At 46.4% G+C, this 26,213-nt stretch carries 24 protein-coding genes; 16 read left to right on the top strand and 8 right to left on the bottom strand.

Going from position 1 to position 26,213, the window contains the following annotated elements; translation table 11 throughout:
- The first annotated feature begins 10 nt into the window (after positions 1-10).
- From atpF to glmS, 8 genes are all read left to right on the top strand, one after another.
- Positions 11-481, top strand: a complete 471-nt coding sequence (gene atpF, locus BM359_RS07305; RefSeq protein WP_054488976.1) for a F0F1 ATP synthase subunit B — start codon at positions 11-13, stop codon at positions 479-481.
- 17 nt (positions 482-498) lie between these two features.
- Complete coding sequence (gene atpH / locus BM359_RS07300) at positions 499-1,032, top strand: F0F1 ATP synthase subunit delta (protein ID WP_054488978.1); 534 nt, start codon at positions 499-501, stop codon at positions 1,030-1,032.
- A gap of 14 nt (positions 1,033-1,046) precedes the next feature.
- Positions 1,047-2,588, top strand: a complete 1,542-nt coding sequence (gene atpA, locus BM359_RS07295; RefSeq protein ID WP_054488980.1) for a F0F1 ATP synthase subunit alpha — start codon at positions 1,047-1,049, stop codon at positions 2,586-2,588.
- A gap of 54 nt (positions 2,589-2,642) precedes the next feature.
- Positions 2,643-3,506 carry a F0F1 ATP synthase subunit gamma gene (gene atpG, locus BM359_RS07290; protein ID WP_054488982.1) on the top strand — a complete coding sequence of 288 codons (864 nt, stop codon included), beginning with the start codon at positions 2,643-2,645 and terminating at the stop codon, positions 3,504-3,506.
- A gap of 42 nt (positions 3,507-3,548) precedes the next feature.
- Positions 3,549-4,934 (top strand): F0F1 ATP synthase subunit beta, encoded by a 1,386-nt coding sequence (gene atpD, locus BM359_RS07285; protein WP_054488985.1) that lies wholly within the window; start codon positions 3,549-3,551, stop codon positions 4,932-4,934.
- A 17-nt stretch (positions 4,935-4,951) separates the two neighbouring features.
- Positions 4,952-5,368: a F0F1 ATP synthase subunit epsilon gene (locus tag BM359_RS07280; protein ID WP_054488987.1), complete on the top strand. Its 417-nt coding sequence runs from the start codon at positions 4,952-4,954 to the stop codon at positions 5,366-5,368.
- Between the two features lie 122 nt (positions 5,369-5,490).
- Positions 5,491-6,861: a bifunctional UDP-N-acetylglucosamine diphosphorylase/glucosamine-1-phosphate N-acetyltransferase GlmU gene (gene glmU / locus BM359_RS07275; RefSeq protein WP_054488989.1), complete on the top strand. Its 1,371-nt coding sequence runs from the start codon at positions 5,491-5,493 to the stop codon at positions 6,859-6,861.
- Positions 6,862-6,864: 3 nt separating this feature from the next.
- Positions 6,865-8,697 carry a glutamine--fructose-6-phosphate transaminase (isomerizing) gene (gene glmS, locus BM359_RS07270; RefSeq protein ID WP_054488991.1) on the top strand — a complete coding sequence of 611 codons (1,833 nt, stop codon included), beginning with the start codon at positions 6,865-6,867 and terminating at the stop codon, positions 8,695-8,697.
- A 58-nt stretch (positions 8,698-8,755) separates the two neighbouring features.
- Here glmS and BM359_RS07265 read toward each other — a convergent pair whose 3' ends face one another.
- The 3 genes from BM359_RS07265 to BM359_RS13040 form a co-directional block, all read right to left on the bottom strand.
- Positions 8,756-8,983 carry a hypothetical protein gene (locus BM359_RS07265; RefSeq protein ID WP_054488993.1) on the bottom strand — a complete coding sequence of 76 codons (228 nt, stop codon included), beginning with the start codon at positions 8,981-8,983 and terminating at the stop codon, positions 8,756-8,758.
- Entirely contained in the window at positions 8,980-9,522 is a 543-nt protein-coding gene (locus tag BM359_RS07260) for a hypothetical protein (protein ID WP_054488995.1), read from the bottom strand. Before BM359_RS07260 ends, BM359_RS07265 begins: the two co-directional genes overlap by 4 nt.
- A gap of 544 nt (positions 9,523-10,066) precedes the next feature.
- A complete protein-coding gene (locus tag BM359_RS13040) occupies positions 10,067-10,402 on the bottom strand; it encodes a hypothetical protein (protein ID WP_143441139.1) in 336 nt (111 codons plus the stop codon).
- 430 nt (positions 10,403-10,832) lie between these two features.
- Between BM359_RS13040 and BM359_RS07250 the strand changes: the two genes are divergently transcribed.
- The 4 genes from BM359_RS07250 to BM359_RS07235 all read left to right on the top strand — a co-directional run bounded on the left by BM359_RS07250 (position 10,833) and on the right by BM359_RS07235 (position 14,996).
- Entirely contained in the window at positions 10,833-11,402 is a 570-nt protein-coding gene (locus BM359_RS07250) for a DUF4377 domain-containing protein (protein WP_054488999.1), read from the top strand.
- Between the two features lie 411 nt (positions 11,403-11,813).
- Positions 11,814-13,028 carry a permease gene (locus tag BM359_RS07245; RefSeq protein WP_054489001.1) on the top strand — a complete coding sequence of 405 codons (1,215 nt, stop codon included), beginning with the start codon at positions 11,814-11,816 and terminating at the stop codon, positions 13,026-13,028.
- Between the two features lie 41 nt (positions 13,029-13,069).
- A complete protein-coding gene (locus tag BM359_RS07240; protein WP_054489004.1) occupies positions 13,070-14,062 on the top strand; it encodes a response regulator in 993 nt (330 codons plus the stop codon).
- Positions 14,055-14,996, top strand: a complete 942-nt coding sequence (locus BM359_RS07235) for a GGDEF domain-containing protein (protein WP_054489006.1) — start codon at positions 14,055-14,057, stop codon at positions 14,994-14,996. The genes BM359_RS07240 and BM359_RS07235 overlap by 8 nt, the downstream gene beginning before the upstream one ends.
- Positions 14,997-15,034: 38 nt before the next feature.
- On the opposite strand, the gene BM359_RS07230 is transcribed toward BM359_RS07235, so the two are convergent.
- Complete coding sequence (locus tag BM359_RS07230) at positions 15,035-15,430, bottom strand: type 2 periplasmic-binding domain-containing protein (RefSeq protein ID WP_054489008.1); 396 nt, start codon at positions 15,428-15,430, stop codon at positions 15,035-15,037.
- A 9-nt stretch (positions 15,431-15,439) separates the two neighbouring features.
- Positions 15,440-16,576 (bottom strand): hypothetical protein, encoded by a 1,137-nt coding sequence (locus tag BM359_RS07225; RefSeq protein ID WP_054489011.1) that lies wholly within the window; start codon positions 16,574-16,576, stop codon positions 15,440-15,442.
- 191 nt (positions 16,577-16,767) lie between these two features.
- Between BM359_RS07225 and BM359_RS07220 the strand changes: the two genes are divergently transcribed.
- Both BM359_RS07220 and BM359_RS07215 read left to right on the top strand, forming a co-directional pair.
- Positions 16,768-17,646 (top strand): cation diffusion facilitator family transporter, encoded by an 879-nt coding sequence (locus BM359_RS07220; protein WP_054489013.1) that lies wholly within the window; start codon positions 16,768-16,770, stop codon positions 17,644-17,646.
- 12 nt (positions 17,647-17,658) lie between these two features.
- A complete protein-coding gene (locus BM359_RS07215) occupies positions 17,659-18,231 on the top strand; it encodes a glutathione S-transferase family protein (protein ID WP_054489016.1) in 573 nt (190 codons plus the stop codon).
- Here BM359_RS07215 and BM359_RS07210 read toward each other — a convergent pair.
- From BM359_RS07210 to BM359_RS07200, 3 genes are all read right to left on the bottom strand, one after another.
- Positions 18,228-19,886 carry an acetolactate synthase large subunit gene (locus BM359_RS07210; protein WP_054489018.1) on the bottom strand — a complete coding sequence of 553 codons (1,659 nt, stop codon included), beginning with the start codon at positions 19,884-19,886 and terminating at the stop codon, positions 18,228-18,230. The genes BM359_RS07215 and BM359_RS07210 overlap by 4 nt on opposite strands.
- A gap of 126 nt (positions 19,887-20,012) precedes the next feature.
- Complete coding sequence (locus BM359_RS07205) at positions 20,013-22,583, bottom strand: TonB-dependent receptor (RefSeq protein WP_054489019.1); 2,571 nt, start codon at positions 22,581-22,583, stop codon at positions 20,013-20,015.
- 230 nt (positions 22,584-22,813) lie between these two features.
- Positions 22,814-23,191 (bottom strand): DUF4168 domain-containing protein, encoded by a 378-nt coding sequence (locus BM359_RS07200; protein WP_054489021.1) that lies wholly within the window; start codon positions 23,189-23,191, stop codon positions 22,814-22,816.
- Between the two features lie 169 nt (positions 23,192-23,360).
- Between BM359_RS07200 and BM359_RS07195 the strand changes: the two genes are divergently transcribed.
- Both BM359_RS07195 and BM359_RS07190 read left to right on the top strand, forming a co-directional pair.
- Positions 23,361-24,848: a sensor histidine kinase gene (locus tag BM359_RS07195; RefSeq protein WP_234972472.1), complete on the top strand. Its 1,488-nt coding sequence runs from the start codon at positions 23,361-23,363 to the stop codon at positions 24,846-24,848.
- A complete protein-coding gene (locus tag BM359_RS07190) occupies positions 24,845-26,185 on the top strand; it encodes a sigma-54-dependent transcriptional regulator (RefSeq protein ID WP_054489024.1) in 1,341 nt (446 codons plus the stop codon). Before BM359_RS07195 ends, BM359_RS07190 begins: the two co-directional genes overlap by 4 nt.
- Positions 26,186-26,213: the final 28 nt, after the last annotated feature.

Here is a 26,213-nt window from a genome sequence, read left to right as displayed (position 1 = left end):
GAGGTCCGTTGTGAATATCAACGCTACTCTAATTGGACAATCGATCGCGTTTGCCGTGTTCGTGTGGTTCTGCATGAAATTTGTATGGCCACCGATCATCAAGGCTATTGAGGAACGTCAGAAAAAAATTGCTGACGGCCTTAATGCCGGTGAACGTGCTCAAAAAGATTTAGAGAAAGCCCAGCAAGAAATTGCCGAGCAGCTCAAAGAAGCGAAACAGCAAGCCGCTGAAATCATTGAACAGTCGAAAAAACGTGGCGCTAAAATTGTTGAGGAAGAAACTCAACGTGGCCACGAAGAACGTGAAAAAATCGTTGCGTCTGGACATGAAGAAGTGACAGCTGAGCGTAACCGCGTTCGCGAAGAGTTGCGTAAGCAAGTCGCCGTATTGGCGGTTTCTGGGGCTCAGAAAATCATTGAGCGTGAAATTGATAAAGACGCTCATAGCGACATTGTTGAAAAACTGGTCGCTGAACTTTAATAAAGGGGTTTGAGCTTATGTCAGAACTGACTACGGTCGCTCGCCCTTACGCAAAAGCAGCTTTTGATTTTGCTTTAGAACAGGGAGCGCTCGATAAGTGGGCAGAAATGCTTAGCTTCGCTGCTGCGGTAGCGCAAGATGAGACTATTGCCTCATTTTTGAGCAGCTCTTCGACTGTTGGAAAAACGACAGATGTTTTCTTGGGTGTTTGCGGCGACGAGCTCGACGATAACGCTAAGAACTTCGTTAAAGTACTGGCTGAAAATGAACGTTTGCCAGTACTTCCAGCGGTTAGTGAGCTCTATCAGACGCTTCGTGCTGAACACGACAAAGAAGTCACTGTAGATGTTAAGTCAGCGGTTAAACTGCTGAAAGCACAACAAACGGCTTTAAGTAAAGCACTTGAGAAGCGCCTGCAACGCAAAATTAAGCTGAACTGCAGTGTCGACAAGTCCATTATTGGCGGACTTGTTATAGAAGCTGGTGATACCGTTATTGACGGCACCTTGCGCGGCAAGCTCGACAGACTTGCTTACGCACTGCAATCCTAATTGGGGACTTGAGCATGCAATTGAATTCAAATGAAATCGCAGAACTGATCAAACAGCGAATTGAGAAGTTCGAAGTCACCAGCGAAGCCCGCAACGAAGGTACCATCATGTCTGTACAAGACGGTATCATTCGCATTCACGGACTTGCAGACTGTCTGCAAGGTGAAATGGTCGAGCTACCTGGTAATCGTTACGCTATCGCACTGAACCTTGAACGTGATTCTGTTGGTGCGGTTGTCATGGGTCCTTATGCAGATTTGCAGGAAGGCACCAAAGTAAAATCTACTGGCCGTATCCTTGAAGTTCCGGTCGGCGAAAAACTGTTGGGCCGTGTGGTAAACACACTAGGTCAGCCTATCGACGGTAAAGGTCCAATTGAAGCTGACGGCTATGAGCCAGTTGAGAAAATCGCCCCGGGCGTTATCGAACGTCAGTCGGTTGATCAGCCAGTACAAACTGGTTACAAATCAATTGACTCGATGATTCCAGTTGGTCGTGGTCAGCGTGAGCTTATCATCGGTGACCGCCAGACAGGTAAAACAGCTTTAGCCGTAGACGCTATTATCAACCAGAAAGACTCTGGTATTAAGTGTGTTTACGTAGCCATTGGTCAGAAGAACTCAACCATCTCTGCTGTTGTACGTAAGCTGGAAGAGCACGGCGCATTGGAAAACACCATTGTGGTTGCGGCTTCTGCTTCTGAATCTGCAGCGTTGCAATACTTAGCAGCTTATTCTGGCTGTACTATGGGTGAATACTTCCGTGACCGCGGTGAAGACGCTTTGATCGTATACGATGACCTCTCTAAGCAGGCTGTTGCATACCGTCAAATTTCACTGTTGCTGCGTCGTCCGCCAGGTCGTGAAGCATTCCCTGGTGACGTTTTCTACCTCCACTCTCGCTTACTTGAGCGTGCGGCGCGTGTTAACGCTGACTACGTAGAAAAATTCACTGACGGTAAAGTAAAAGGCCAGACAGGTTCTTTAACTGCCTTACCTATTATTGAAACTCAGGCAGGTGACGTATCGGCGTTCGTACCGACTAACGTTATCTCAATCACCGATGGTCAGATCTTCTTAGAAACTGACTTGTTTAACTCAGGTATTCGTCCTGCGGTTAACGCCGGTGTCTCGGTTTCTCGTGTTGGTGGTTCAGCACAAACGAAAATCATCAAGAAATTGGGTGGCGGTATCCGTCTTGCCCTGGCTCAGTATCGTGAATTGGCGGCGTTCGCTCAGTTTGCATCTGACCTTGATGAATCGACTCGTTCACAGTTGGAGCACGGTCAGCGTGTAACCGAACTGATGAAACAGAAACAGTACAAGCCTATGAGCGTGTCTCAAATGGCTGTATCAATTTATGCCGTTGAAAAAGGCTTCTTGAAAGACGTAGAAATCGACAAAATCATGGATTTTGAAGAATCGCTGCAATCTTTCATGGCGAGCGAATACGCCGAGCTAATGGCTGAGATTGATAAAACTGGCAACTATAACGACGACATCGATGCGCAATTGAAAGCCGCGCTTGAGAAATTCAAGCAAACGCAATCATGGTAATCGCACCTGGCCGCAATAGCGGCCATTTGTCGTTGAGTTAACAGGAGAATCGTCATGGCCAGCGGTAAAGAGATAAAAACTCAGATCTCGAGTATCGGTAATACTCAGAAGATCACCAGTGCTATGGAAATGGTCGCTGCGTCGAAAATGAAAAAGGCGCAGGAACGTATGGAGGCTAGTCGCCCCTATGCGGACACCATTCGCAAGGTGATTGGTCATGTGGCGCGCGGTAACCTTGAGTATCGTCATCCATTTATGGAAGAACGTCAGGTTAAGCGTGTGGGTTACATCATTGTTTCTACCGACCGTGGTTTGTGTGGCGGCTTGAACGGTAATGAGTTCAAGAAAGTCGTTAAGCACGCTAACGAATGGAAAGAGCAAGATGTTGAAGCGGATTTTGCCGCAATAGGCAGCAAAGCAACCGGTTTCTTCAAGCGTTTTGGTAAGTTGAAAGCGCAAGTTTCAGGTATGGGCGATAAGCCAGAACTGAAAGAAATCACCGGTTCTATCCAGGTTATGCTGGATGCCTTTGAAGAAGGTAAAATCGATCGCTTGTACGTTGTATTCAACAAGTTTGTGAATACGATGACCCAGGAGCCGACCATTCATCAATTGTTGCCATTGCCGCAAGCAGGATCGGAAGAAGAAGTACAGACAGGTAGCTGGGATTACCTGTATGAGCCGAATCCGGAAAGTATTCTAGATACGCTAATTCGTCGCTTTGTAGAAATGCAAGTGTATCAAGGTGTCGTAGATAACTTTGCTAGTGAGCAAGCCGCTCGGATGATTGCGATGAAAGCTGCAACCGACAACGCCGAAGATATTATCGATCAACTGCAATTGCAGTATAACAAGGCGCGTCAGGCAGCAATTACGCAAGAAATTTCGGAAATCGTGTCCGGCGCCGAAGCGGTATAACGCGGCAACGGTTAACAGAATTGAAGAGTTAGAGGAAACGTCATGAGTCAAGGTAAGGTCGTACAAATTATCGGCGCCGTTGTGGATTTAGAATTTCCACAAGACGCTGTACCAAAAGTATACGACGCACTGAAAGTGACCGAAGGTGGCTTAGAAGGTTTGGTTCTTGAAGTTCAGCAGCAGCTGGGCGGCGGAATCGTACGTGCCATCGCAATGGGTACAACTGACGGTCTGCGTCGTGGTATCACCGCTGAAAACACCGGTGAATCAATCATGGTTCCAGTGGGTAAGAAGACCCTGGGCCGTATTATGGATGTATTGGGTAACCCAATTGATGAAGCGGGCCCTATCGGTGAAGACGAGAAAATGTCTATTCACCGTGCGGCACCAAGCTACGAAGAACAGTCAAACACTAACGAACTGTTAGAAACAGGTATCAAAGTCATCGACTTGATTTGCCCGTTTGCTAAAGGTGGTAAAGTTGGTCTGTTCGGTGGTGCTGGTGTTGGTAAAACCGTTAACATGATGGAGCTTATCCGTAACATCGCAATCGAGCACAGCGGTTACTCAGTATTCGCTGGTGTTGGTGAGCGTACTCGTGAAGGTAACGACTTCTATCACGAGATGAACGATTCAAACGTTCTGGATAAAGTATCACTGGTTTATGGTCAGATGAACGAGCCACCGGGTAACCGTTTACGTGTTGCTTTGACGGGTTTGACTATCGCTGAGAAATTCCGTGACGAAGGTCGCGACGTACTTTTCTTCGTTGATAACATCTACCGTTACACTCTGGCCGGTACTGAGGTATCAGCACTGTTAGGCCGTATGCCTTCAGCGGTTGGTTATCAGCCTACCCTGGCCGAAGAAATGGGTGTTCTGCAGGAACGTATCACCTCTACTAAGACAGGTTCAATCACGTCGGTACAGGCGGTTTACGTACCAGCGGATGACTTGACTGACCCATCTCCGGCAACAACCTTTGCTCACTTGGATGCAACCGTTGTACTTAACCGTGACATCGCGTCACTGGGTATCTACCCTGCGGTTGACCCGTTGGATTCAACGTCACGTCAGTTAGACCCACAGGTTATCGGTGATGAGCACTACGACACAGCAATGGGTGTTCAGGAAGTACTGCAACGCTATAAAGAGCTGAAAGACATCATTGCGATTCTGGGTATGGACGAGCTGTCTGAAGAAGACAAACTGTCTGTATCTCGTGCTCGTAAAATTCAGCGCTTCTTGTCGCAGCCTTTCTTCGTAGCCGAAGTATTCACTGGTGCTCCAGGTAAATATGTATCTTTGAAAGATACTATTGCCGGCTTTAAAGGCATTTTGGATGGTGATTACGACGATATGCCAGAGCAGGCCTTCTACATGGTTGGTACCATCGAAGAAGCGGTAGAAAAAGCCAAAAACCTGTAACCGACCGGGAGGTTTGAATGGCAACACAAACATTAAATCTGGACATTGTTAGCGCTGAAGACAAATTGTTCTCAGGCGTTGTACAAACGGTTCAGGTCTCTGGTAGCGAAGGTGAGCTGGGTATTTACCCAGGTCACGCGCCCCTGCTGACAAAAATCAAACCAGGTATGGTTCGGTATGTCAGCGAAGCGGGCGACGAAGAACTTCTGTATGTCGCCGGTGGAGTGTTAGAAGTACAGCCTGGTCATGTCATTGTACTAGCAGACGTTGCTGTTCGTGGTGACGATCTCGATGAGAAAGAAGCTGAAGCGGCGAAGAAACGCGCTGAAGAAGCTATTGCTGACTCAAGTGCAGATGTGACCTATGCAGAGGCAATCGCCGAGTTATCGCGCGCATTGGCTCAGCTTGAGGTTATTCGTAAGCTTAAGCGCTAAAACTTCTGCGTTAAAATACGTAAAAGGCCTTGTTGTTAGTGCAACAGGGCCTTTTTTGTCGTTACAATAGGTTTACGTAATAAAGCTGCTGCAAGCGATACTGAATTAAGGATCTCATTAATATGAAGTTACGCGTTGTTATTCTGGCCGCAGGGAAAGGAACCCGCATGCGTTCAGACTTACCCAAAGTGCTGCATAAAGTGGCGAATAAACCGATGGTAGAGCACGTCATTGATACTGCCAGGTCATTAAAGCCAGATGCCATTAATTTAATTTATGGTCATGGTGGCGATCAGCTGCAGCAAGCTATTGCCGGCGACGACTTAACCTGGGTAGAGCAACGTGAACAATTGGGTACCGGTCATGCCGTTCAACAGGTTATCCCGCACCTTAAAAGCAATGAAAAAGTCATTATTTTGTATGGTGACGTGCCCCTGTTAACCGAGTCCACTTTAATTAAGCTGGTAACTGCCAGTGCTAATACCTCGCTTGGCTTGCTGACTATGACGTTAGCGGAACCAACAGGTTATGGTCGTATTGTGCGTAACGAACGCCGCAGCGTAACCGGCATTGTTGAGCAAAAAGACGCAAATGCGCAGCAGTTAGCTATAGACGAAGTAAACACCGGTATTATGATAGCTGACAGCGACAAGCTAAAAGGCTGGCTTGAGCAACTCAGCAATGACAACGCGCAGAAAGAATATTACCTGACTGACATTGTGGAAATGGCCGCCCAGGAAGGCGTTAATATTGCCACTGCACAGCCTGACAACGCGCAGGAAGTGGAAGGTGCCAACAACCGCCAGCAGTTAGCTTCGCTAGAGCGCGCATTGCAGCAGCGTCAGGCAGAAGAGCTGATGACTCAGGGCGTGACTTTAATTGACCCTGCTCGTTTTGATTGCCGCGGTAAATTGAGTGCTGGCAGCGACGTTACTATTGATATTAATGCGGTTTTCGAAGGCAATGTGGTTCTGGGTGACCGGGTCGTTATAGAGCCAAACTGTGTCATTAGAAACTCTGTTATTGGCGACGACACGGTTATTCGTGCGAACTCTCATATAGAAGATGCAAAAGTGGCAAAAGGCTGCAAAGTCGGTCCTTTTGCACGGCTGCGACCCGGTGCGGAACTTGCGGATGAAGCGCAGGTCGGAAACTTTGTCGAAATGAAAAAAAGCCGTTTAGGTAAAGGCTCAAAGGCCAGTCATTTAACCTATCTTGGTGATACTCAGGTGGGTGAATACGCAAATATTGGTGCAGGTACCATTACCTGCAATTACGATGGTGTGAATAAAGCGCTTACCGAAATTGGTGACGGCGCTTTTGTTGGTTCAAACAGCTCTTTGGTTGCGCCTGTCTCCATTGGTAAAAATGCAACCGTCGGTGCCGGCTCGGTAATTACCCGGGCGGTAGCAGATGACGAACTGGCTGTAGCCCGGGGCAAGCAGCGTAATATCAGCGGATGGCAACGTCCACAGTCGAAAAAAGGAAGTTAACTTATGTGCGGTATTGTAGGCGCGACGTCTGAACGTCGAGTAACAGGTATTTTGCTGGAAGGCTTAAAACGACTGGAGTACCGGGGTTACGATTCGGCTGGTGTGGCTGTTATTGACGCCGATAAGCATTTAAAAAGTGTGCGTCGTACCGGTAAAGTACAGGAACTTAAAGATGCTATAGACCAGAACCCGTTAGACGGGACTATTGGTATTGCGCATACGCGTTGGGCAACGCACGGCGGTGTGACTGAAGCTAATGCCCACCCTCACCGCTCTGAGGATCAAATTGCTGTTGTGCATAACGGCATTATTGAAAACCACGAACGTCTGCGTGAAGAGCTAAAAACCGAAGGTTATATCTTTAACTCGCAGACTGACACCGAAGTAATCGCTCACTTAATTCATCACGAACGCAAAACGCATGGTGATCTACTGGCTGCCGTTAAGTCGGCTGTACGTCAGTTGGAAGGCGCTTACGGTACCGTGGTTATGGATACCCAATACCCTGAGCGTTTAGTGGTCGCCCGTTCTGGTAGCCCTCTGGTTATTGGTGTGGGTATTGGCGAGAACTTTGTGGCTTCTGACCAGTTAGCTCTATTGCCGGTAACCCGTCAGTTTATCTATCTGGAAGAAGGCGATGTAGCCGACATTAACCGCACTGAAATAGACATTTATGACGCCGAAGGCAACGCTGTAGAGCGCGAAATTATTGAGTCTGATGTCAGCTATGACGCAGGCGGGAAAGGCGAGTATCGCCACTTCATGCTAAAAGAAATTTACGAGCAGCCTATTGCCGTTCGTAACACACTGGAAGGCCGCTTGTCCGAAACCAGCGTGCTGGATAATGCTTTTGGCGAAAACGCCGCCGACATTTTAAAAGGTATCGAGCACGTTCAAATTGTTGCCTGTGGAACGAGTTACCACGCAGGTATGGTGGCTCGCTACTGGCTCGAATCTATGGCGAACGTTTCATGTAATATCGAAATTGCCTCAGAATTCCGCTACCGAAAGTCTTATGTTCACCCGAACAGCTTGTTAGTCACCATTTCTCAAAGTGGTGAAACGGCAGATACCTTAGCAGCACTGCGTTTGTCGAAAGAGCTGGGTTATAAAGGCAGCCTGACTATTTGTAACGTGGGCTCCTCGTCTATGGTACGCGAATCGGACCTGGCCTTTTTAACCCGCGCTGGTGCGGAAATTGGTGTGGCGTCAACCAAAGCCTTTACGACCCAGTTGACCGGCCTGCTTATGCTGACCTTAGGTATTGGCAAATACCGCGGCATGCCAGAGCAACAGCAAGAAGCTGTTGTCCACGCGTTGCAGGCCTTGCCAGCCAAGCTGGAAGAAGCGGTGTCACTGGCCGATGAAATTGAAGAGTTAGCGCAGGACTTTGCCAACAAAGAGCATAGCCTGTTCCTGGGACGTGGTAATCAATACCCTATTGCTATGGAAGGTGCGTTAAAACTGAAAGAAATTTCATACATTCACGCCGAAGCGTACGCCGCTGGGGAATTAAAACACGGCCCACTGGCACTTATTGACGAAGAAATGCCGGTTATTGTCGTAGCCCCCAATAACGATTTACTGGAAAAGCTGAAATCGAATGTTGAAGAGGTTCGCGCTCGTGGCGGTTTGATGTACGTTTTTGCCGACAAAAACGCCCGCTTCAAAGGCGATGAGTCGTTAAATGTGCTTAACGTCTGCCATTGCGACGAAGTGATAGCGCCTATTGTCTATACCGTTCCTTTGCAGCTGCTGTCTTACTACGTTGCCCTGATTAAAGGCACCGATGTGGACCAGCCTCGTAATTTAGCAAAAAGTGTAACGGTCGAATAAATCAGAAAGGGCCGAAAGGCCCTTTTTTTCGGCGTACATTAAAGTTCTTATCCTTGAGCTAACGGAGTAGCTTTTTGATGAAAGGTTTAGCGGCAATACCAACGCTTCCTGCGATGATAATATAATACTTATCTTTAAAGTCGGTAAGGCCTAACGGCTTGTCTAAAAGATCTACGATATAAGCCACATACCCTATACAAAATATAGCCAAGGATAATGCTATAAAATAAAGACTAAAGTTAGCAATAAAAGAAAAAATTCCTCTAGTCACTTGTTCTTTTTTCATGGTGACCCAATTATGTCTTCGTAACGTGGGTAGCCGTCTTTATCTACCGCCCAACTATTAGTTTCCCAGAAATTGCTAAAGTGCGAGGTAGTGACAATTAGATCATTGACTGAAAACGGCCCGCTTAAAGTAGGGTTGCCAGGCAGGCAGGTTATATAGTAGTCACAGTCTTGAGGTTGACCTATTCCCCAAGTCCCTCCTCCAGGGCATGTTAAAGGGTTGCCATTACAATTGTTTCGTACAAAGTCATCATAATCTATAGGGTTTTCGGAGTAGTACTCACTCCACTCTATCAGGTTTTTTTCACACTTCTTGCTCATTACCTCGTCGGCCATAAATTCGGAGACTCCGCCTGTAATAGCTACTGCGACTTGAGCTGCTCTTGTTTGGGGTAGCAAGGAAGCTGTAACAGTTATTGCAGCTGCTACTCCTCTGCAATGTGTACTCAAACCTTCGTATTCTTCATTGTCGTTATTTGCTGAAGAATGAGCAGAGAAGAGAATTAAAAAACACATTATGGCTATATTTGAAGTTTTCATAATATCTCCATGTTATTTTTATGTTGAAATTTTATTATTTGTATTTTAGTCGTTTTGTCAAATTTTTCTGTGAAGTCATCTTCGGCATAGTTAAATGCGAATATTCGTTGATTATATGTATATCGTTTGCAGGAGCGCTGAGTCCCATCTCATTTTTGAGTAAACGCCTGAGTAAGTCTTTTCGCTAGGTTTTTTGTGATATCCGGCAATAAGGTTTTCAGGCAAATCTTTCCATGATCCCCTGGTTTAGAAGGTGTCATTCTTTGCATATTGAGCCCGGAAAATCCCGCCTTTTTGTGAAGACGGTCGTTTTGAGCTGCAGTACCTGTTTTCAATTAGGGGAGCTCATTTTGAGATAATACATCTCTGACAGTAATGTAACTCTCTGGCTTATGAGTTTTTGGGATTAATTGGATGGGGCCAAATTTAGACGCCAAAAAATATGTCTTCTACGTTTGTGGAATCCCATAATCTGGGCAATACACCGAATCGCTCTACACATGGTGTCTCGCCTGCTAACTTTGAAAAGGCGTATTTTGATAACCTACAGACTGTCTAGTGAAAGCTGGGAAGTCCACTCTTTAGAAGTTTCACAAGATATTGGCAGGCCAATATGTCCTAACAACGCGACATCATCGCCTCCTGATTGCCCATCATCAATATCGACTCTATAAATGCCCTCTGGAGCGCTTTCATAGGATACAAAGCGGGTAGGCTCCTGCGGCAAGAGGGAGGCTTTTACATTAACAGAAGAGCCGGGGCTGCCTCCTCCGCCAATGCACTGTTCTGATTCAACGGTTAAAACATTCACTTGAAAGTCGACGTTATACGTCGTATCGGGCTTTAAGTCTGAAATGTTTTTCTTTATATATCCTTTCATATCGCTTGAGTAGTTGTACCAGCTAAACTCAACCCCCTTACGATACTCATAGGGTTCAGGAAGTTGAGACAGCGTTGAAACGATTTCATCATTTCTTTCATGCTCAACAGCATAGTCTGCAACACTAATCTCGAATTCCTGAGAACTTTCCGAAAAGTCGAACGATAAGTTAACAGATTGTTTGTCTGATGGCGGAGGTGGTGTAGAATTCTCCCCCGAACCACAGGAAGCAAGAAGTAGAACCGAAAAGAACAACGCCTAAAATTTATAATTCATTATCATTCCCTAAATGCAACTTCCTGTTTCTACAAGACTTTCGCTGATTAAAACGATTAATTAAAAACATAAATAATGTTACAATTATTTAACTTATTTTTAAACCGATTATCTTTCTGCAATTTACCTTATCTATAATCAGGAGTACGAATAAATGGAATTTAAAACCCTGTCACGTTCCTTGTTACTCACATTTATGACCGCATATTTGTTTGGTTGCGGCGGCTCAAATGATTCTGATGAGGGAATTGAATATACCGTCACAGTGGCGTCTGAACCCGTGTATTACGGTTTAGGTATTCAATTTACCCCGCCAATAACTGGACATGGAACTAATCAAAGTGGACAAGAAATTTTCACCACTAGTATTGAGGGCTTTGAACATGAGTTCGGAACCTCTTATGAGTTACGTGTACTTGAGAAAAACGTTGATACTGAAGGTGTTGCCGATGGCAGTTCAATATCAATTGAGCTGGTCGAAGTTATTAGCTCGCAGTCCGACTCCGTTGGCACCAGCTATGTTTACAGCGAAGTAGAACTTAGCGGAAACCCTTTTACTGATAAAGAAGAGGGAGTTTATGGCTTTTATCAATATGAGTTCCTCTGTGCTGAAAACGCGGATTGCGATGCCTTGGTAGCTATTGCCGATAGCGGTGGTCTTGTTGAAGTCGAGTTCGAGTACACCGGTGGTGAAATACCTGTTACTTTGGTTCGATGGAATTAGTAACACTGTGTGAACCTCATGAAAGACTACCGAGAATCAGTAAGTTTTGTACTGCTGAATCTGCTTTTCCAAGTTACTCTCGGGGCTCTACTGAGCCCTTTACTAGATAATTTTGCGGGCCCAATCATAGTGGCTTCAAGTTGTGAAACGGAGTCACTCGAGGGTACTAAGGGCTGGTTCGAGTCCTATGGTGACAGCCTTTTCACTTGCTTTGCTGCACTTTAGTCGTCTTTTTAGACTACTTAATTATTTACCTGAATGCTCAATGTTAGAACTTAAAGCGGATACAGAAGTCCATTCAGGTAGAGATCAAATTTCGGAGAATAACGTAGGTTGTAAATAGTAACCAGGAAATGCCCATCATGGACATGAGCAGGAAATGAAGGTGGGCTTCAAGTAAAAGGAGCTATCATGGAAAATTTCTTATCACTATGGGGCGAATCGGCGTACACCAGCCTGGGCTTTTTCTGGATGGCTTTATGGGCGTTTGTATTAGGTTATTTGATCAGTAGCCTAATTCAAGTGCTTATCACTAAGCGGCGAATGCGCAAGGCTATGGGCGGCAATGATCTCAAATCCGTGTCGCTGGGCACTTTTTTTGGCTTTATCTCCAGTTCCTGCAGTTTTGCTGCACTTTCAACTACGCGGGCATTGTTCAATAAAGGGGCGGCCTTTAGTGCTTCAATGGCCTTTATGCTGGCCTCTACCAACCTGGTCATTGAACTGGGTTTTGTTATTTCTATTTTCCTCGGTTGGCAGTTTGTGGTTGGTGAATACGTTGGCGGGTTGCTGCTGATTTTATTCGTCTGGCTTTTTATTACGGTAACTAACCCCAAAAACCTCATCAAAAACGCCCGAGAAGAAGACGAAGAAGACGACGAGCATCAACATGAGAGCACGTTGTCTGATCTCTTTAGCTCAGATACCTGGAAAAAAGTTGGTCAAAAGTACGTTATGGAATGGCAGATGGTCTGGAAAGACGTGCTTATTGGTTTTACCGTTGCCGGTGTTATTTCCGCTTTTGTACCAAGCGCGTTTTTTGAATGGCTGTTTATTGGCGTAGGTACTGAGGGTGACCCGGGTTTCTGGTCATTACTGCAACAAGCGGTAGTGGGCCCGGTAGCCGCATTTTTCACCTTTATTGGCTCTATGGGTAACATTCCATTGGCTGCCGTCTTGTTCGGTGAGGGCGTAGCCTTTGCAGGTGTTATGGCGTTCATCTTCTCCGACTTAATTGTACTGCCGGTACTAAAAATTAATGCTCGTTACTATGGCTGGAAAATGGCGCTGTATATTGCCTTAATGCTTTTCACTTGTCTGGTGGCAGCATCCCTGGTTATGCACTATGGACTGTTCGCCTTTGATTTACTGCCGGACGCATCACAATGGTCGTCACCGGCCGAGCAGAAACATTTCAAACTTGATTATGGCTTTGTTCTGAACCTTATTTTCTTACTACTAAGCGTGGTCATGATTGTTCTTTGGCGTAAGAAACAAAAAGAGCACGACCATCACCACCACCATGACCATGGCGGTTCGTCCTCGGTAAGTGAAAAGGTTATGACTGGCCTTTGTGGTGTGAGTGTATTCTGGTTATTGGGCGGAATGGCCGTCTATATTTTGTAAAGTACCTTAACGGACAGGCTTTGTTATGCCATGTTTAGACTATGAAAGTTCTGATATGTGATGACTCAAAAGTTGCTCGAAAAAGCATTGAGCATGCCTTACCCAAGAGTTGGGACATTGAGGTGCGCTTTGCTGAAAACGGGCAAGAAGCTTTAGATCTTGTAGAGCAAGGTCTTGTTGAGCTGCTGTTTCTGGATTTAACTATGCCGGTTATGGATGGTTTTGAGGTATTACAGAACATTAAGGAAAAGCAGTTAGACTGCCTGACTATTGTTGTTTCCGGCGACATACAGGAAGAGTCTCAGCGCCGGGTTGAAAAGCTCGGAGCTTTGGGTTTTATAAAGAAACCCATTGTTTCTGAAGAGTTGCACGATGTACTTGAGCGCTACGGCCTTATCAGAGAGTTATTGCCCGGGAACCACCAGCGTAAGAAGACAAAAACGGAGCATATTGAACCTACCGATATTTTAAAGGAAGTGAGCAATATTGCGCTTGGTGATGCGGCAAAACTGCTTGGTGGTATGCTGGGTTCCTTTATTCAGCTACCTGTGCCCGATGTTGCTAAGCGCCCATACAATACTCTGATTAACGAACTTCACGATGAAAATATCCGGGTAAACATGGTGTCCGAAGGTTTTGTTGGTAACGCTATAGCCGGAGAAGCCATTCTCTGTGTTGATAACCGGACCCTAAACGACTTACCGTCTAAGTTGTCGGACTATCACGGTTATGAATTTAAGGACGACAGCCGAAGTGTCCTTTTAGATGTTGCCTCAACGCTTATTGCCGCTTTTTTAAAGCGGTTCTCATCGCAACTGGATTTAGAGTTAAATATTAGCCAGCCAGCTTTCTTGGGAATGAGCGAAACCGTCAATAATGTTTTTAAAGAGGATGTGAAAGATAAAGAAGTTTTAATCATTACCATCGATTATGAGATCCCTGATTACCATTTAAATTGCGATCTCTACGTTATTTTCACTGAAGCTTCAATTGCTGCACTTGAAGAACGAGCCGGGTACTTTATCGATGAATAAAGAGGAACTAGACATCACCAACCTACACTGGGTACTGCAAATTCTTCAGAACATTGAGGTTGGGTTGATTGTTTTTGACCGCGATTACAACGTTAAAGTGTGGAATGGCTTTATGGAAAACCATAGCGGCATCAGTAGCGTTGTCGCTAAAGATGAAAATTTGTTTACGCTATTGCCAACCTTACCTAAAAGCTGGTTCCAATATAAAACTGAGTCCGTTTTAAAGTTGGGTATTCAGGCCCACTGTAACTGGCAGCAAGAGCCCCATATTCTGAACTTTGAAAACACCCGGCCTTTTACGGCTGAATCTGATTTGATGTTCCAGAACGTAACGTTATTTCCTCTATTCTCCACGGACAAGCAAATTCACCATGTTTGTGCGTTGGTTTATGACGTCAGTGAGGAAGCCAATAATTTATTAAAGTTAAAAACTATCAGTCAGACCGATGCTTTAACCCAGCTCGTTAATCGCGGACATTGGCAAACGCTGTTTGAGCAGGAGTTTCTTCGTTGTAAGCGTTACGAAGACACCGCTTCAGTTATTATGATGGATATTGATCACTTTAAGCAGGTTAATGACACTTATGGGCACCAAATTGGTGACCGCGCTATTCAGCTAATAGCAGATATTATACTGGGAAGTCAGCGAGAAACGGATGCCTGTGGTCGTTACGGTGGAGAAGAGTTTGTCATACTCTTACCTAAAACGTCATTAAATGATGCTGTGTTAGTGGCCGAACGCCTGAGAAAGCAGATAGAGGAAACGCTTCTGCCCTTAGGCAAAGAATATAACGATGAGCAGCTAAAACTGACAGTAAGCGCAGGCGTTGCTGAGTTTTCTAATGAATTTTCAATTGCTGAGAACTGGTTAGAAAAAGCGGATGCTGCGTTATATGAATCGAAAGAGAAGGGCCGAAACCAGGTATCGAAGTAAAACCTCCGGCAAACAACCGGAGGTTTTATTCTTATTGTTTAGAAAGTAGCAATTACCTTCAAATCACCTGACACTTTGCTTTTATCAGAAACATACCCAATGCCCTGTGGGTTACTCAGTAAAAACTCAATAACCGCATCATCATTTGCCAAAGTATCTAGCGGCGTTGCACGACCGGTGAACTTCAACTTTGCCCAGTGGCGTTTAAGCTGCTCACCAGACTGCCCTAATAAGGTTTCTTCGAAAGCCTTTCGGGTTGCTGAGTCTTCAGGTAAGTTTACCCCGGTTAAAACTCGCGACTGCCCCAGGAATATTCGAGAAACTGACTCTTCGTTAATCTCAGTTTGTGAAACGACTACGCCATTTTGTGCAAGAGCTGAAAAGCTCAGCAGGCTTGTCGCTATAACGATGAGAAATACAGCAAACTTTTTCATCATAATTCCTTAAAATACAAATTGAACTGCAGCGGAAACCAGTACGTCAGACTCATCGATTAACTTGTCGTCAGAATGGGTAACGTCAAACTTCAGTACAGCGCTTGGCGCGATGTTAAAGTTGGCGCCTACAGAGGTGTAAGTGTTCTCGCTAATAACCTGAGTTGCTACTTGGTTAATAACGGCTTGTAACTGAGGAACAGGAACGCTGAAACGCTCGGCATCAATGACTTTATCGTCGGTTTGGCCAACGGTAGCGTGTAATGTCCAGTCTTCAAAACGCTTACCTGCAGTAAGGTAACTAGAGCGCTGTTCAGGAATATAGCTGCCATCAACTTCAAGCTCGGTATATTCTCCACCTACAAACCAGTTGAAATTGTCGTACATAAAACCGACACCAGCGAAAGTCCCTTTGTCTTCAGAAACTTCCAGCTCTGAAGCGACCTGTGCAGCACCCGCTTCTCTTAGCGTTGCCAGCAAGCCGTCAATCTCATTAAGGTGAATATTGGTATCGTTGGTCTGGTAATACGCAATACGCATGGTCAGGTTGTTGTAGATGGCGCTGGTATTAAAACCTATCAGGTTATTCATTTCTGCTTCTGCCGCTTCGCTGCCACCTGCTTCAATATCGTCTTGCATGTTGCCGGCAATAACTTGCGTATTGAAGATAAAGTTACCGACAAAGGCGTTGTGCTGGAAGCTCACACCAGTGTAATTGTCGAAAGCGACACGATAGACACTTTGAGGTGTGCGTAGCCAGTGGTAGCTGTAACCTATATCCAGAGAGTCTGAATACATATAGAAAGGCAGGCGCAATTTACCCACGTTAATGCTTGCCGCGTCGGTTAGTTGGTACTGTAAGTAGGCCCATTCAACACCTAAGTCGAAGTCCTCTGAGCCACGAGACATAATCTGTGCGGTGACACTGAGTTTGTCAGATAAGTTGGCTTTTGCTTGTAGTGCAAATAAGCTCTCCGGATTAAAGTCTACGTCGTTATCGTAGCCAAACAGTTCGTCGTCGCTGCCAGTTGTCATACCTGCTGCGATATTACCAAAACCACTCCACTGAATTTTATCTTGTGCCTGAGAAGGCAGGCTCATGACCAGTGCTGCAGCACCGAAACAAGCTGCTAGAGAGTACTTCATTTAAAGCTCCTGAGAAAAGTTACATCATCTTAATTTAGAGGGATCTAAATTTGGCGAAATTTTGCACTGTTAAAGATGCGTAAGCAATACTTCATTTGCCGTACAGAAGAGTGTTAAATTAACAATATGGCTCATTTTTATGCGCATTTTTATCGCCTGAAAAGTACATTTGATTAACAGTTAAGGATGCTATGCACCATCACCATCATCACCACGAAAGCTCGTCAGAGCGCATTGGCTGGGCGTTTTTCCTTAACCTGTGTTTTACCATTATTGAGTTTATTGGCGGAGTGTTGACTAACAGTACCGCTATTTTAGCTGACGCAGTGCATGATCTCGGCGACAGCATCTCTATTGGTATGGCCTGGCTGTTGGATAAGTTCAGTCGAAAAGACGCAACCCACACCTTTACCTACGGCTACCAGCGGCTTTCTCTGGTGGGTGCTTTTATTAATGCTGTTGTACTGACGGCAGGTTCTATCTGGATTTTATTCGAAGCTATTCCTCGTTTATGGAACCCGGTAATGCCAATGGCCGAAGGTATGGCGCTATTGGCCGTGTTCGGTGTCATTGTGAATGGCTATGCGGCATTTAAGCTTTCTCATGGCAAGTCGCTGAATGAACGAGTGCTTAACTGGCATCTGCTTGAAGACGTATTGGGCTGGGTAGCGGTGCTAATTGTGTCGATCATTCTTATGTTTGTCGACTGGCCTATTTTAGACCCCCTTTTATCCATTGCTTTTACCCTGTTTATTTTGGTGAACGTTATTCGTCACCTGGGTTCTACGGTTAAACTCTTTGTACAGGCGTCCCCCGACCCGGAAGTTTATCGGCAAATACGCGAACAATTAACCTCGTTAGAACTCGTGAATGATGCCCACCACTTACATTTCTGGTCTTTGGATGGTGAGCGCCATGTATTAACGGCGCATATTGTGGTATCAAAAGAACTGGAATGCGCGGAAAGAGCGCTTTTAAAACAACAAATATCAGAACAGTTAGCTGTGTTTGAGTTGGCTCATACAACCATAGAGCTGGAGTACCCAGACGAAGCTTGTCGAGATCATTAACAGGAGAAGATCATGGAATTGTTCGGAAGTTATACCTCGCCGTTCGTTAGGCATTGTCGCATTGCTTTACTGGAGACAAAGACAAAATTCTCATTTACCGAAACGGACTTTGAAACCAGCGCTAAATTAACCCCGGCTAAAAAGGTGCCGTTTTTGCACCACAATGATCTGCGCCTTCATGACTCAAGCAGCATACTAAAATACGTTCGGGAAAAAGCCGATGAGCGTTTTTTTGCGGACACAAAAGATTTTGATCAGTACTGCCTGGTAAACACGGCTATGGATGCTGCCATTAATTTGTTCTTGTTAGAAAAAGCGGGTGTAACACCAGATAAGGTACCTTACCTTAAGCGCCAGCAGCAGCGTATTGAAGACATACTTCAACTCATGGAAGACAAAGAGCATGCGGTTGCTTATGAAGGGCCTCACCCCTTTAGTGACGGAGAGCTACGTTTAGGTTGTTTCTTAAGCTGGGGCTTATTCCGTGAACGTTTCAATCTGGATAAGTATCCGCGACTTCAGGCCTTTGTCGATAAATTAAACGACTATCCTTACTTCGCGGATACTGATCCTAACCGTGATTAATCGGCTTTAATGGCACGGCTGCGCTGGGGAATTTCCTCATTCAGCAGCCGGTCATTTTGTGAATAGTCCACCGGAACATCAATAAGGTGAACCCCGGGCTTATCTAAGCAGTCTTTTAGCAGCGGTATCAGATTCTCAGTTTTGTCTAAACGATAGCCCTTCGCACCATAAGACTCTGCATATTTCACAAAATCCGGGTTATTGAAATCTAAGCCATAGTCGCTGAGTTTCATGTGTTGCTGTTTCCATTTGATCATGCCGTAACCGCTGTCATTAAGGATAACGACAACAATATCCAGCCCCATGCGCACCGCGGTTTCAAGCTCCTGCGAGTTCATCATAAAGCCGCCGTCACCGCATATTGCCATAACTTTCTTTTCCGGGTTAACCAGCTTAGCAGCCATTGCAGAAGGTAAGCCGGCACCCATTGAAGCCAGTGCATTATCCAGCAGTACAGTATTTGGCTGACGCGCTGGGTAATTACGGGCAAACCAAATTTTGTAGATGCCGTTGTCCAGTGCAATGACACCGTCGTCCGGCATCACTTCACGGACATCTTCCACCAGACGCTGTGGTAAAACCGGGAAGCTACCATCGTCGGCGCCTTCATCGGTATGGTCACGCATATGGTCGCGAACCTTCAGCATAAAGTCGAAGTCCCAGTGGTCTTGTGGCTCAGTTCCCTCTTTTAATTGCCAGATGCTGTTGCCAATATCACCAATCATGCTGGCGTGCGGGAAGTAAACTGAGTCGACTTCTGCGCCCTGAAAGTTAATGTGTACCACTTTACGTTTGTCATTATCGCCGGTTTTCATCATAAATGGGGGCTTCTCTACCACGTCGTGGCCCACATTAAGGATTAAATCCGCTTTCTCTATCGCCCGGTGCGGGTAGTCTCCATCGGAAACGGCCGCGTTACCCAGCCAGCGAGGATGATCCTCATTGATAACGCCTTTACCCATTTGGGTGGTAATAAAAGGAATGCCGGTTTTATCGACAAAGGCGCGTAACATTTTTGCCGTAATTTTACGGTTGGCAGCGGCACCTATCAGCAACACCGGGTGTTTTGCTTCTCGCAGAAGTTCCAGCACGTGGCGTACCGACTTATGCTCGGTAATGGGGCGGCGCGAATGACTGGCTTGTATTGGAAGGCTGCTGACCTCCTCGCGGCTGATGTCATCCGATAACTCCAGATGAGAAGCGCCCGGGCGTTCGTCCTCAGCGCGACGGAAAGCTTCGCGTATGTGCGCCGGAATGCTGCTGGCGCTAATAATCGCCTGAGTGTATTTGGTAATGGGGGTCATCATGTCGACCACATCAATGATTTGGAATTGACCCTGATGACGCTCCTTTATGGGTTTTTGTCCGGTAACCACAACCATGGGCATAGCGCCAAGCTGAGCATAGGCCACAGGGGTAACCAGATTCGTTGCACCCGGCCCCAGGGTTGATAGACACACGCCGGGCTTTCCGGTCAGGCGACCGTATGTGGCAGCCATAAAGCCAGCGCCCTGTTCATGCCGGGTTAAAATAAGTTCGATATCAGACTTTGATAGGGACTCAAGTAAGTCCAGGTTTTCTTCGCCGGGAATGCCGAAAATGTACTTCACACCCTCGTTTTCAAGTGCTTTTACGAATAAATCGGATGCTTTCACTTCGCTTTCTCCTTGCGTTAAAGAATCTTCTAGTTAGGCCTACGTAAAGCATAGGAGAGATGATCAAAAAAATCCGCAATCAGCACTAACTGATTACGGATTTTACAGTCTTTTAAAACTGAACTCTTAGAACGAGTAACTGACTTTTGAGTAAACAAAGCGGCCACGAGGGTTGTGAACGCTTGGTGCATAGCCGTAAAGGTCGTTGTTAAACGCTTCCGGTGGCTCTTCGTCGAACAGGTTGGTGGTACCAATCGTCAAACGAAGTTCCGAGGTCACATCGTAGTATGCTTGTAAATCAACCAACAGTTGCTTATCAATCATACGGGTTTCACTCGACTCAACGTTAGCCGGTGCCTGATAATCTTCAAACTCACCAATGTAGTTCAGATTGAGGTTAACACCTAAAGCATCACGTCCCCATTCTGCACGGGCTGTCCAGCGGTGCTCCGGATACTCGTACTCGCCGGCATAGTCGATACCGTCTTTCTCGAACTTGCTCATGTAAGACCAATCAAGACCTAAACGAACATCGCCAATGTCTTGTAGTTGCCAGTTATAGTTTGCTGAAAAATCAACCCCTGCAGCTTCCTGACTGGAAAGGTTAACGTAGGTGTTGTAAAGAACAGCCAACTCACCCAGCTCATCTCCTGGTAGTGGGTCGCGGCGCTCACAGACCTCGCTGTCCTGGTCGTTACAGTGCTCGTTGTAAACGTTCTCAAAGTCGTTTTGAACAATTTTGTTATCTTGTTCAATTGACCAGTAATCAGCAGAGATATCAAACGCGTCAGTGACCTGCCAAATACCACCAATATTATAGCTTGATGACTCTTCTGGCTGCAGGTCTTCAGAGCCGGAGAATACAATGGTGTAATCCAGTGGTACACAGCTTTCGCCATCGGTTTCGCAACGATATTCATCAATAAAGAAAGTTGAAACCTGCGATGGACCCAGACCAATTTGTGCCAGTGACGGAGCACGGAAACCTTCGCCGTAGGATGCTCGTAACGTCACGTCTTCAGTCGGACGCCATTGCAATTTAAACTGCGGATTGAAGGTTGAGCCAAAGTCACTGTAGTCATCGTAACGACCGGCAACAGTTGCTTCTAACTGATCAGTAATTGGAATGAGAAATTCGACATAAGCAGCCCACTGGTCGCGCTCAGCTTCGGCTTGCACCGATTCGGTACCAAAGATAAGACCACGCTGGAACTGATCATCCGGTTGGTCAAATACGTCTTCTTCACGGTATTCAAGACCGGCTGCCATGGAGACCCAATGCTCACCCAATTGGAACGCTTCGCCAGCGATACTGGCATCAACTGCGGTCAGGTGGGATTCACCCCGGCGTACCAGTGAAGTAGTAATGTCATTAATGACTTCAGGGTCGTTGATGGTGCCGCCAAATGGATTGTAGTTGCCAGCGTTAATTTGCTCCTGCAAAAAGTCAGTACGTACCCATCCTTGCTCACGTGAACCCGTTTGCATGCCTTCGCTGCGGCCTTTTTGGTAAGAGATATCCCATGCCCAGCCGTCTAAGTCTCCGCGTAAGCCCGCAATAAAACGTAAAGTGTCGGATTCAACATCCCAAATACGGGCACCGGCATCTACTGTCCGGAAAAAGTTGATATCGACACGCTCACCCCAAGGGTTGTTAGGGTGATCAGCCGGGACATAGAGTCCGGCATCGGCGTCTAACGGTGTCGGTGCGCCACCGGCTTTTGAGCGGTTATGCTGAGCGGCTACTTCGATATAGCCCTCAACGTCTCGCGAAAACTCTTTACGAGACTGGATAATAGCACCTACGCGTTCAGCTTCCGGGAAGATTTGCGCATAAGGACCGTAGTCAAATACACAGCGTGTTCCAACCAGTGAATCTTCCGGACAGTCCGGATCGGGCTGCTCCTCACCGTCAACAATAAAGCTTCCCGGAAAGCCTCGTGATGAGCGAAAGTCATTACCGCCCCATGGACTTTGGTTTGCAGTACCGTTTCTGCCAAACTCGGCACCTGTAATCGAGGTGTTTTTCCAGTAATCCAGAATCATGGTGGTATTGCTGTCGTCTCCACCCGTGCCCCAGACCAGACTCATACTGGTTTCTTCGTAGTTAGCATCACCGGTTGTTCCACCGTGACTGGCCGTTAGCTCTGTACCGACAAAGTCATCTCTTAAAATAATATTAACGACACCAGCTACGGCGTCAGAACCGTAAATAGCGGAAGCACCGTCTTTCAGAATATCGATGCGTTCAATCGCCGCTACGGGAATTGAGTTAATGTCGACAAATGAATTTGCTACGCCTTCGGCAAAGGAAGAAACCGCTACACGACGGCCGTTAAGCAAGACCAGTGTTGAGTCGGCACCAAAGCCACGCAAGCTAATTGCAGCAGCGCCGTTCGCGGTAGTGTCCTGGCTATTGCCCTGAGTTGAGAAGGTTCCCACACCGGCCGATGGCAAGCGCTCGAGAAGTTGCTGAAGGTTGTTAAAACCTGAGGCTTCAATGCTTTCTCTGTCAATAACTTCGACAGGAGAAGCGCCTTCCATATCGGTTCGTGAGATTCTGGAGCCTGTGACCTGAATGCGTTCAAGAGCGTCATCTTCTGCCTGATTCTCTTGATCCTGCGCAAAGCTGACCGGTGACGCGAATGCGGCTCCTATTGCTAATGCACATAGCGAGTATTTAAAGTTTGTTTTCATTATTATGTTCCCCCCGGGAGTTTTTATCGATTTTGTGTGTTAAATCAACAACACAGCATCTTTTGTTACATTAAATCAACATGTGATCAATACAATATATTGTAAAAGTTTGAAAAAAATCGAAAGCTTGATGCTAAATGGATTAAGTGAGGGGAAGCTGTTTAAACTTTAAATGAAAAAGCCCGCGACTCAGAAAGAGCCGCGGGCTTTGTATTAAATGGAACTAACGATTAAGAGTTTTCTTCACCTGTCATTTCTTCTAAGCGTGCACGTAACTCTTCGTCGTTTTGTGCCTGCTGAATAATCATGTTGTATTCTTGCGGAGTAAGGCCTGCATCTTCAACGGCTGCAATCATTTCTTCCTGTGCAGACTGCTGAATTTCACGAGCCTCTTCCTGGTTCTCAGCTTCCTGGAACTGGTCACGGTATTTTTCAGTAACACCCTGAACGTCTTCCATAGCGGTTACAAATTTAACCAGCATACCTTCAGTGATTTCCTGAGTTTGCTGCTGCTGAGCCATAGGATCCTGCGATTGCTGCTGTTGAGCCATTGCCGCAGTACTACCCAGCGCGAATACAGTTGCTAATGCGATAATTGTCTTTTGCATGATAATCTCCTAATTGAATTTATCAGTTTTTATTAACGCTCTAACTAAAGCGAAGACTGTGCCAACTTTTTAACGTGTTGATTTTAATATGCTTTTAGTTTTTTTCAGTTAGCGCTCAGAAAGTCAGCCCAAAAATGTGTATCCTTAGTACACAGTCAAAGGAGGCAGTGTGACAAAAAGATACAGTTGGCCACTATCCAGCCTGCAACGAAGGCTTCTAATGTATGTCGTTGTGCCTATGTTATTGATTTCGGGCGTGGCGATAAGTGTTGGACTGCAGGTTGCATCTGACGAAGCCAATGAGCGTTTAAAAAGTGACTTAGAGCTGCTGGGACGGGCCATTAGCTTACCCATAAGCGATGCATTACTTAATAACGACTTAGCAACGGTTCAGGCTAACCTGGATTCAGTCTTTAATATTGGCCGGGTGTACGGGGCATCGGTATACAATGTGTATGGTCAGCAAGTCGCAGAAGCCGGTATCACCGAAACCGATTTGAGCAACAGCCAGCTCGCACTGGAAACTGTTCAGACGGGGGTGAAGCAAGACGACTACCGCCGTGTTGAAGGTCGCGATGTTTTCTCCCAATTCCTTCCTATTGTTGATCGTGGCGGCCGAATTATTGGCTTACTACAAATAAACCGGCGGGCCAGTGACTTCGATGAGTCTTTTGAAACGCTGAGTCAGTATGCCTGGCTGAGCTGGGCTGCATTTGGCCTGATCACTATTGCGGTATTGGTATTTGGGCATTATCGCGGTGTTGGGCGACATGTGGTGGCACTAAAAGACGCAATGCTGCAAGTCGCAAAAGGAAATCGAAGCACTCGAGTGACACCCGCCGGGCCTTCGGAGCTTCAGGATGTTGCCCTGGGGTTTAACCGGATGCTGGATAGCATTACTGAAGCGGAGCAGGAGTTAGAACAGCGACGTGAGCACGAAGCGTCGTTGCAGCGAGCGTTGCGGGAACAGGAAAAAATGGCAGCTATTGGCAGTGTAGCCAGCGGTGTTGCCCATGAGTTAGGAGCGCCGCTTACTGTTATTGATGGACGCGCCAGTCGATTATTACGTAACCATAAAGACGATGACAGCCAGCGACAACTTAAGGCCGTCAGAGGCCAGGTACAAAGGCTTACCGGACTGGTGAATCAATTGCTGGCATTTTCAAGAACGCCGGTGCAGCACAGAGAAAGCATTTCCCTGCGAGATCTGATAACAACGGCAATGACCAGCATTGAGTTTGAGCAGGATAAAGGTTCTGCCAGAGTGGTAGTTAAAGAGCTTGTCGATGTCATTCTTAAAGTTGACATAAAGCGACTGGAACTGGCCTTAGTAAACGTACTGCGCAATGGCTTGCAGGCCGCTGAATCTGAGGTTGCTGTCGCGGCTGAGTACGCTAATGACGGAGTCGTCATTACCATAGATGATGACGGAGAAGGTTTACCTGATGCAATGAAAGATAAAGCATTACAGCCGTTCGAAACCAATAAACCACAAGGTAAAGGGACGGGTCTGGGTTTGACCATAGTTAAGCACGTATTGAATGATCATGGTGGTGAATTGTCTTTGACCAATAACCCAAATGACGGTTGTCGGGTTATTTTGAGTTTACCGGCACAATGCGTTCGGCAAGCGGTTAAAAACGGAGGCAGTAAATGACAGCAGCAAAAGCCATGATAGGTGTAATTGAGGATGATCCGGCTCTACAGGAACTGCTTGTTGAAGAGCTTGAGGCTGAAGGCTATAAGGTAACTGCCTGGGGCAGTGTTGAAGGCTTTAAAAAAGCCGCTGCAACTCTGGACTTGATCATTAGTGATATTCGCTTGCCGGGTCAGTCGGGGCTGTCACTTTTAGACAGCCTGAAAAATGAAGACAACGCTCCGGCACTGTTATTAATTACGGCTTTTGGCACGGTTGATCAGGCGGTTGATGCGTTAAAGCAGGGCGCGGATGACTTTCTGACCAAACCTTTAGATGTTGAACATTTATTGCTAAGTGTACAACGTATTCTTGAGCATCGCTCGTTGCAGCGGGAGCTAAAGCGCTACCGTCAGCAGCAAAAAGGACCGGGTGGTTTAGTCGGGCAGAGTCCGTCAATGCGCAAGCTTTATGATCAAATAGAACGTATTGCGCCGGCTGACGGAAGCGTTCTGATCACCGGCGAAAGTGGTACCGGTAAAGAGCTGGTGGCAAAGGCGCTGCATCAGTTAAGTGACCGCGCTGAACAAAGCTTTCAGGCGGTAAACTGCGCCGGCATTCCGGCCGATTTAATGGAAAGTGAATTTTTCGGCCATGCAGCCGGGGCTTTTACCGGCGCGCAGAAAAAACGGCAAGGTTTATTGAAACAGGCAGACGGCGGTACCTTGCTACTGGATGAAATTGGCGAAATGCCAATGGCTTTGCAGGCGAAACTATTACGTGTATTGCAGGAAGGCACGATTCGTGCGGTGGGCAGCGACGAAGAAGAAACCGTGAATGTCCGCATATTGGCTGCTACCCACCAGGACTTAGAAAAGCACGTTGAAGACGGGCGCTTCCGGCAGGACTTATTTTATCGGCTGGAAACCTTTAGTTTACGAGTGCCTCCTTTACGCGAGCGCGGTGAAGACATTGAACGTCTCGCTAACTACTTTTTACAACAGTTGCAGAAAGGCAGCGACAAATCGGTTCAGAGCATTTCACCGGCTGCGCTTGAACAGCTTTATCGCTATCGCTTTCCTGGTAATGTCCGCGAACTGCAAAATGCGATAGAGCGTGCGTTTACTTTTTCCAGAGACGACAAAATAGCGGTTGAAGATTTACCGCAAAGAATTCTGGAGAGTGAGCATGAACCCGAAGTGGAATATGCCGCAGAGTGGCCAACTCTGGACGAATATCAAAATCAATACATACGCAAAGTGCTGGTGCACGCAGAGGGTAATAAATCGAAGGCGGCTGAAATTCTTGGGGTAACCCGGCGCACCTTGTACCGCTGGCTTGAGCAGCATGGTGAGTGATCAAACTGGCGTTTTACTGCGTAGTCTA

Origin of the sequence: Idiomarina abyssalis, from assembly GCF_900116625.1 — a bacterium.
GTDB lineage: Bacteria > Pseudomonadota > Gammaproteobacteria > Enterobacterales > Alteromonadaceae > Idiomarina > Idiomarina abyssalis.
The sequence above is the reverse complement of the archived record's forward strand: the minus strand, read 5'-3'. Positions and strand labels throughout refer to the sequence as shown.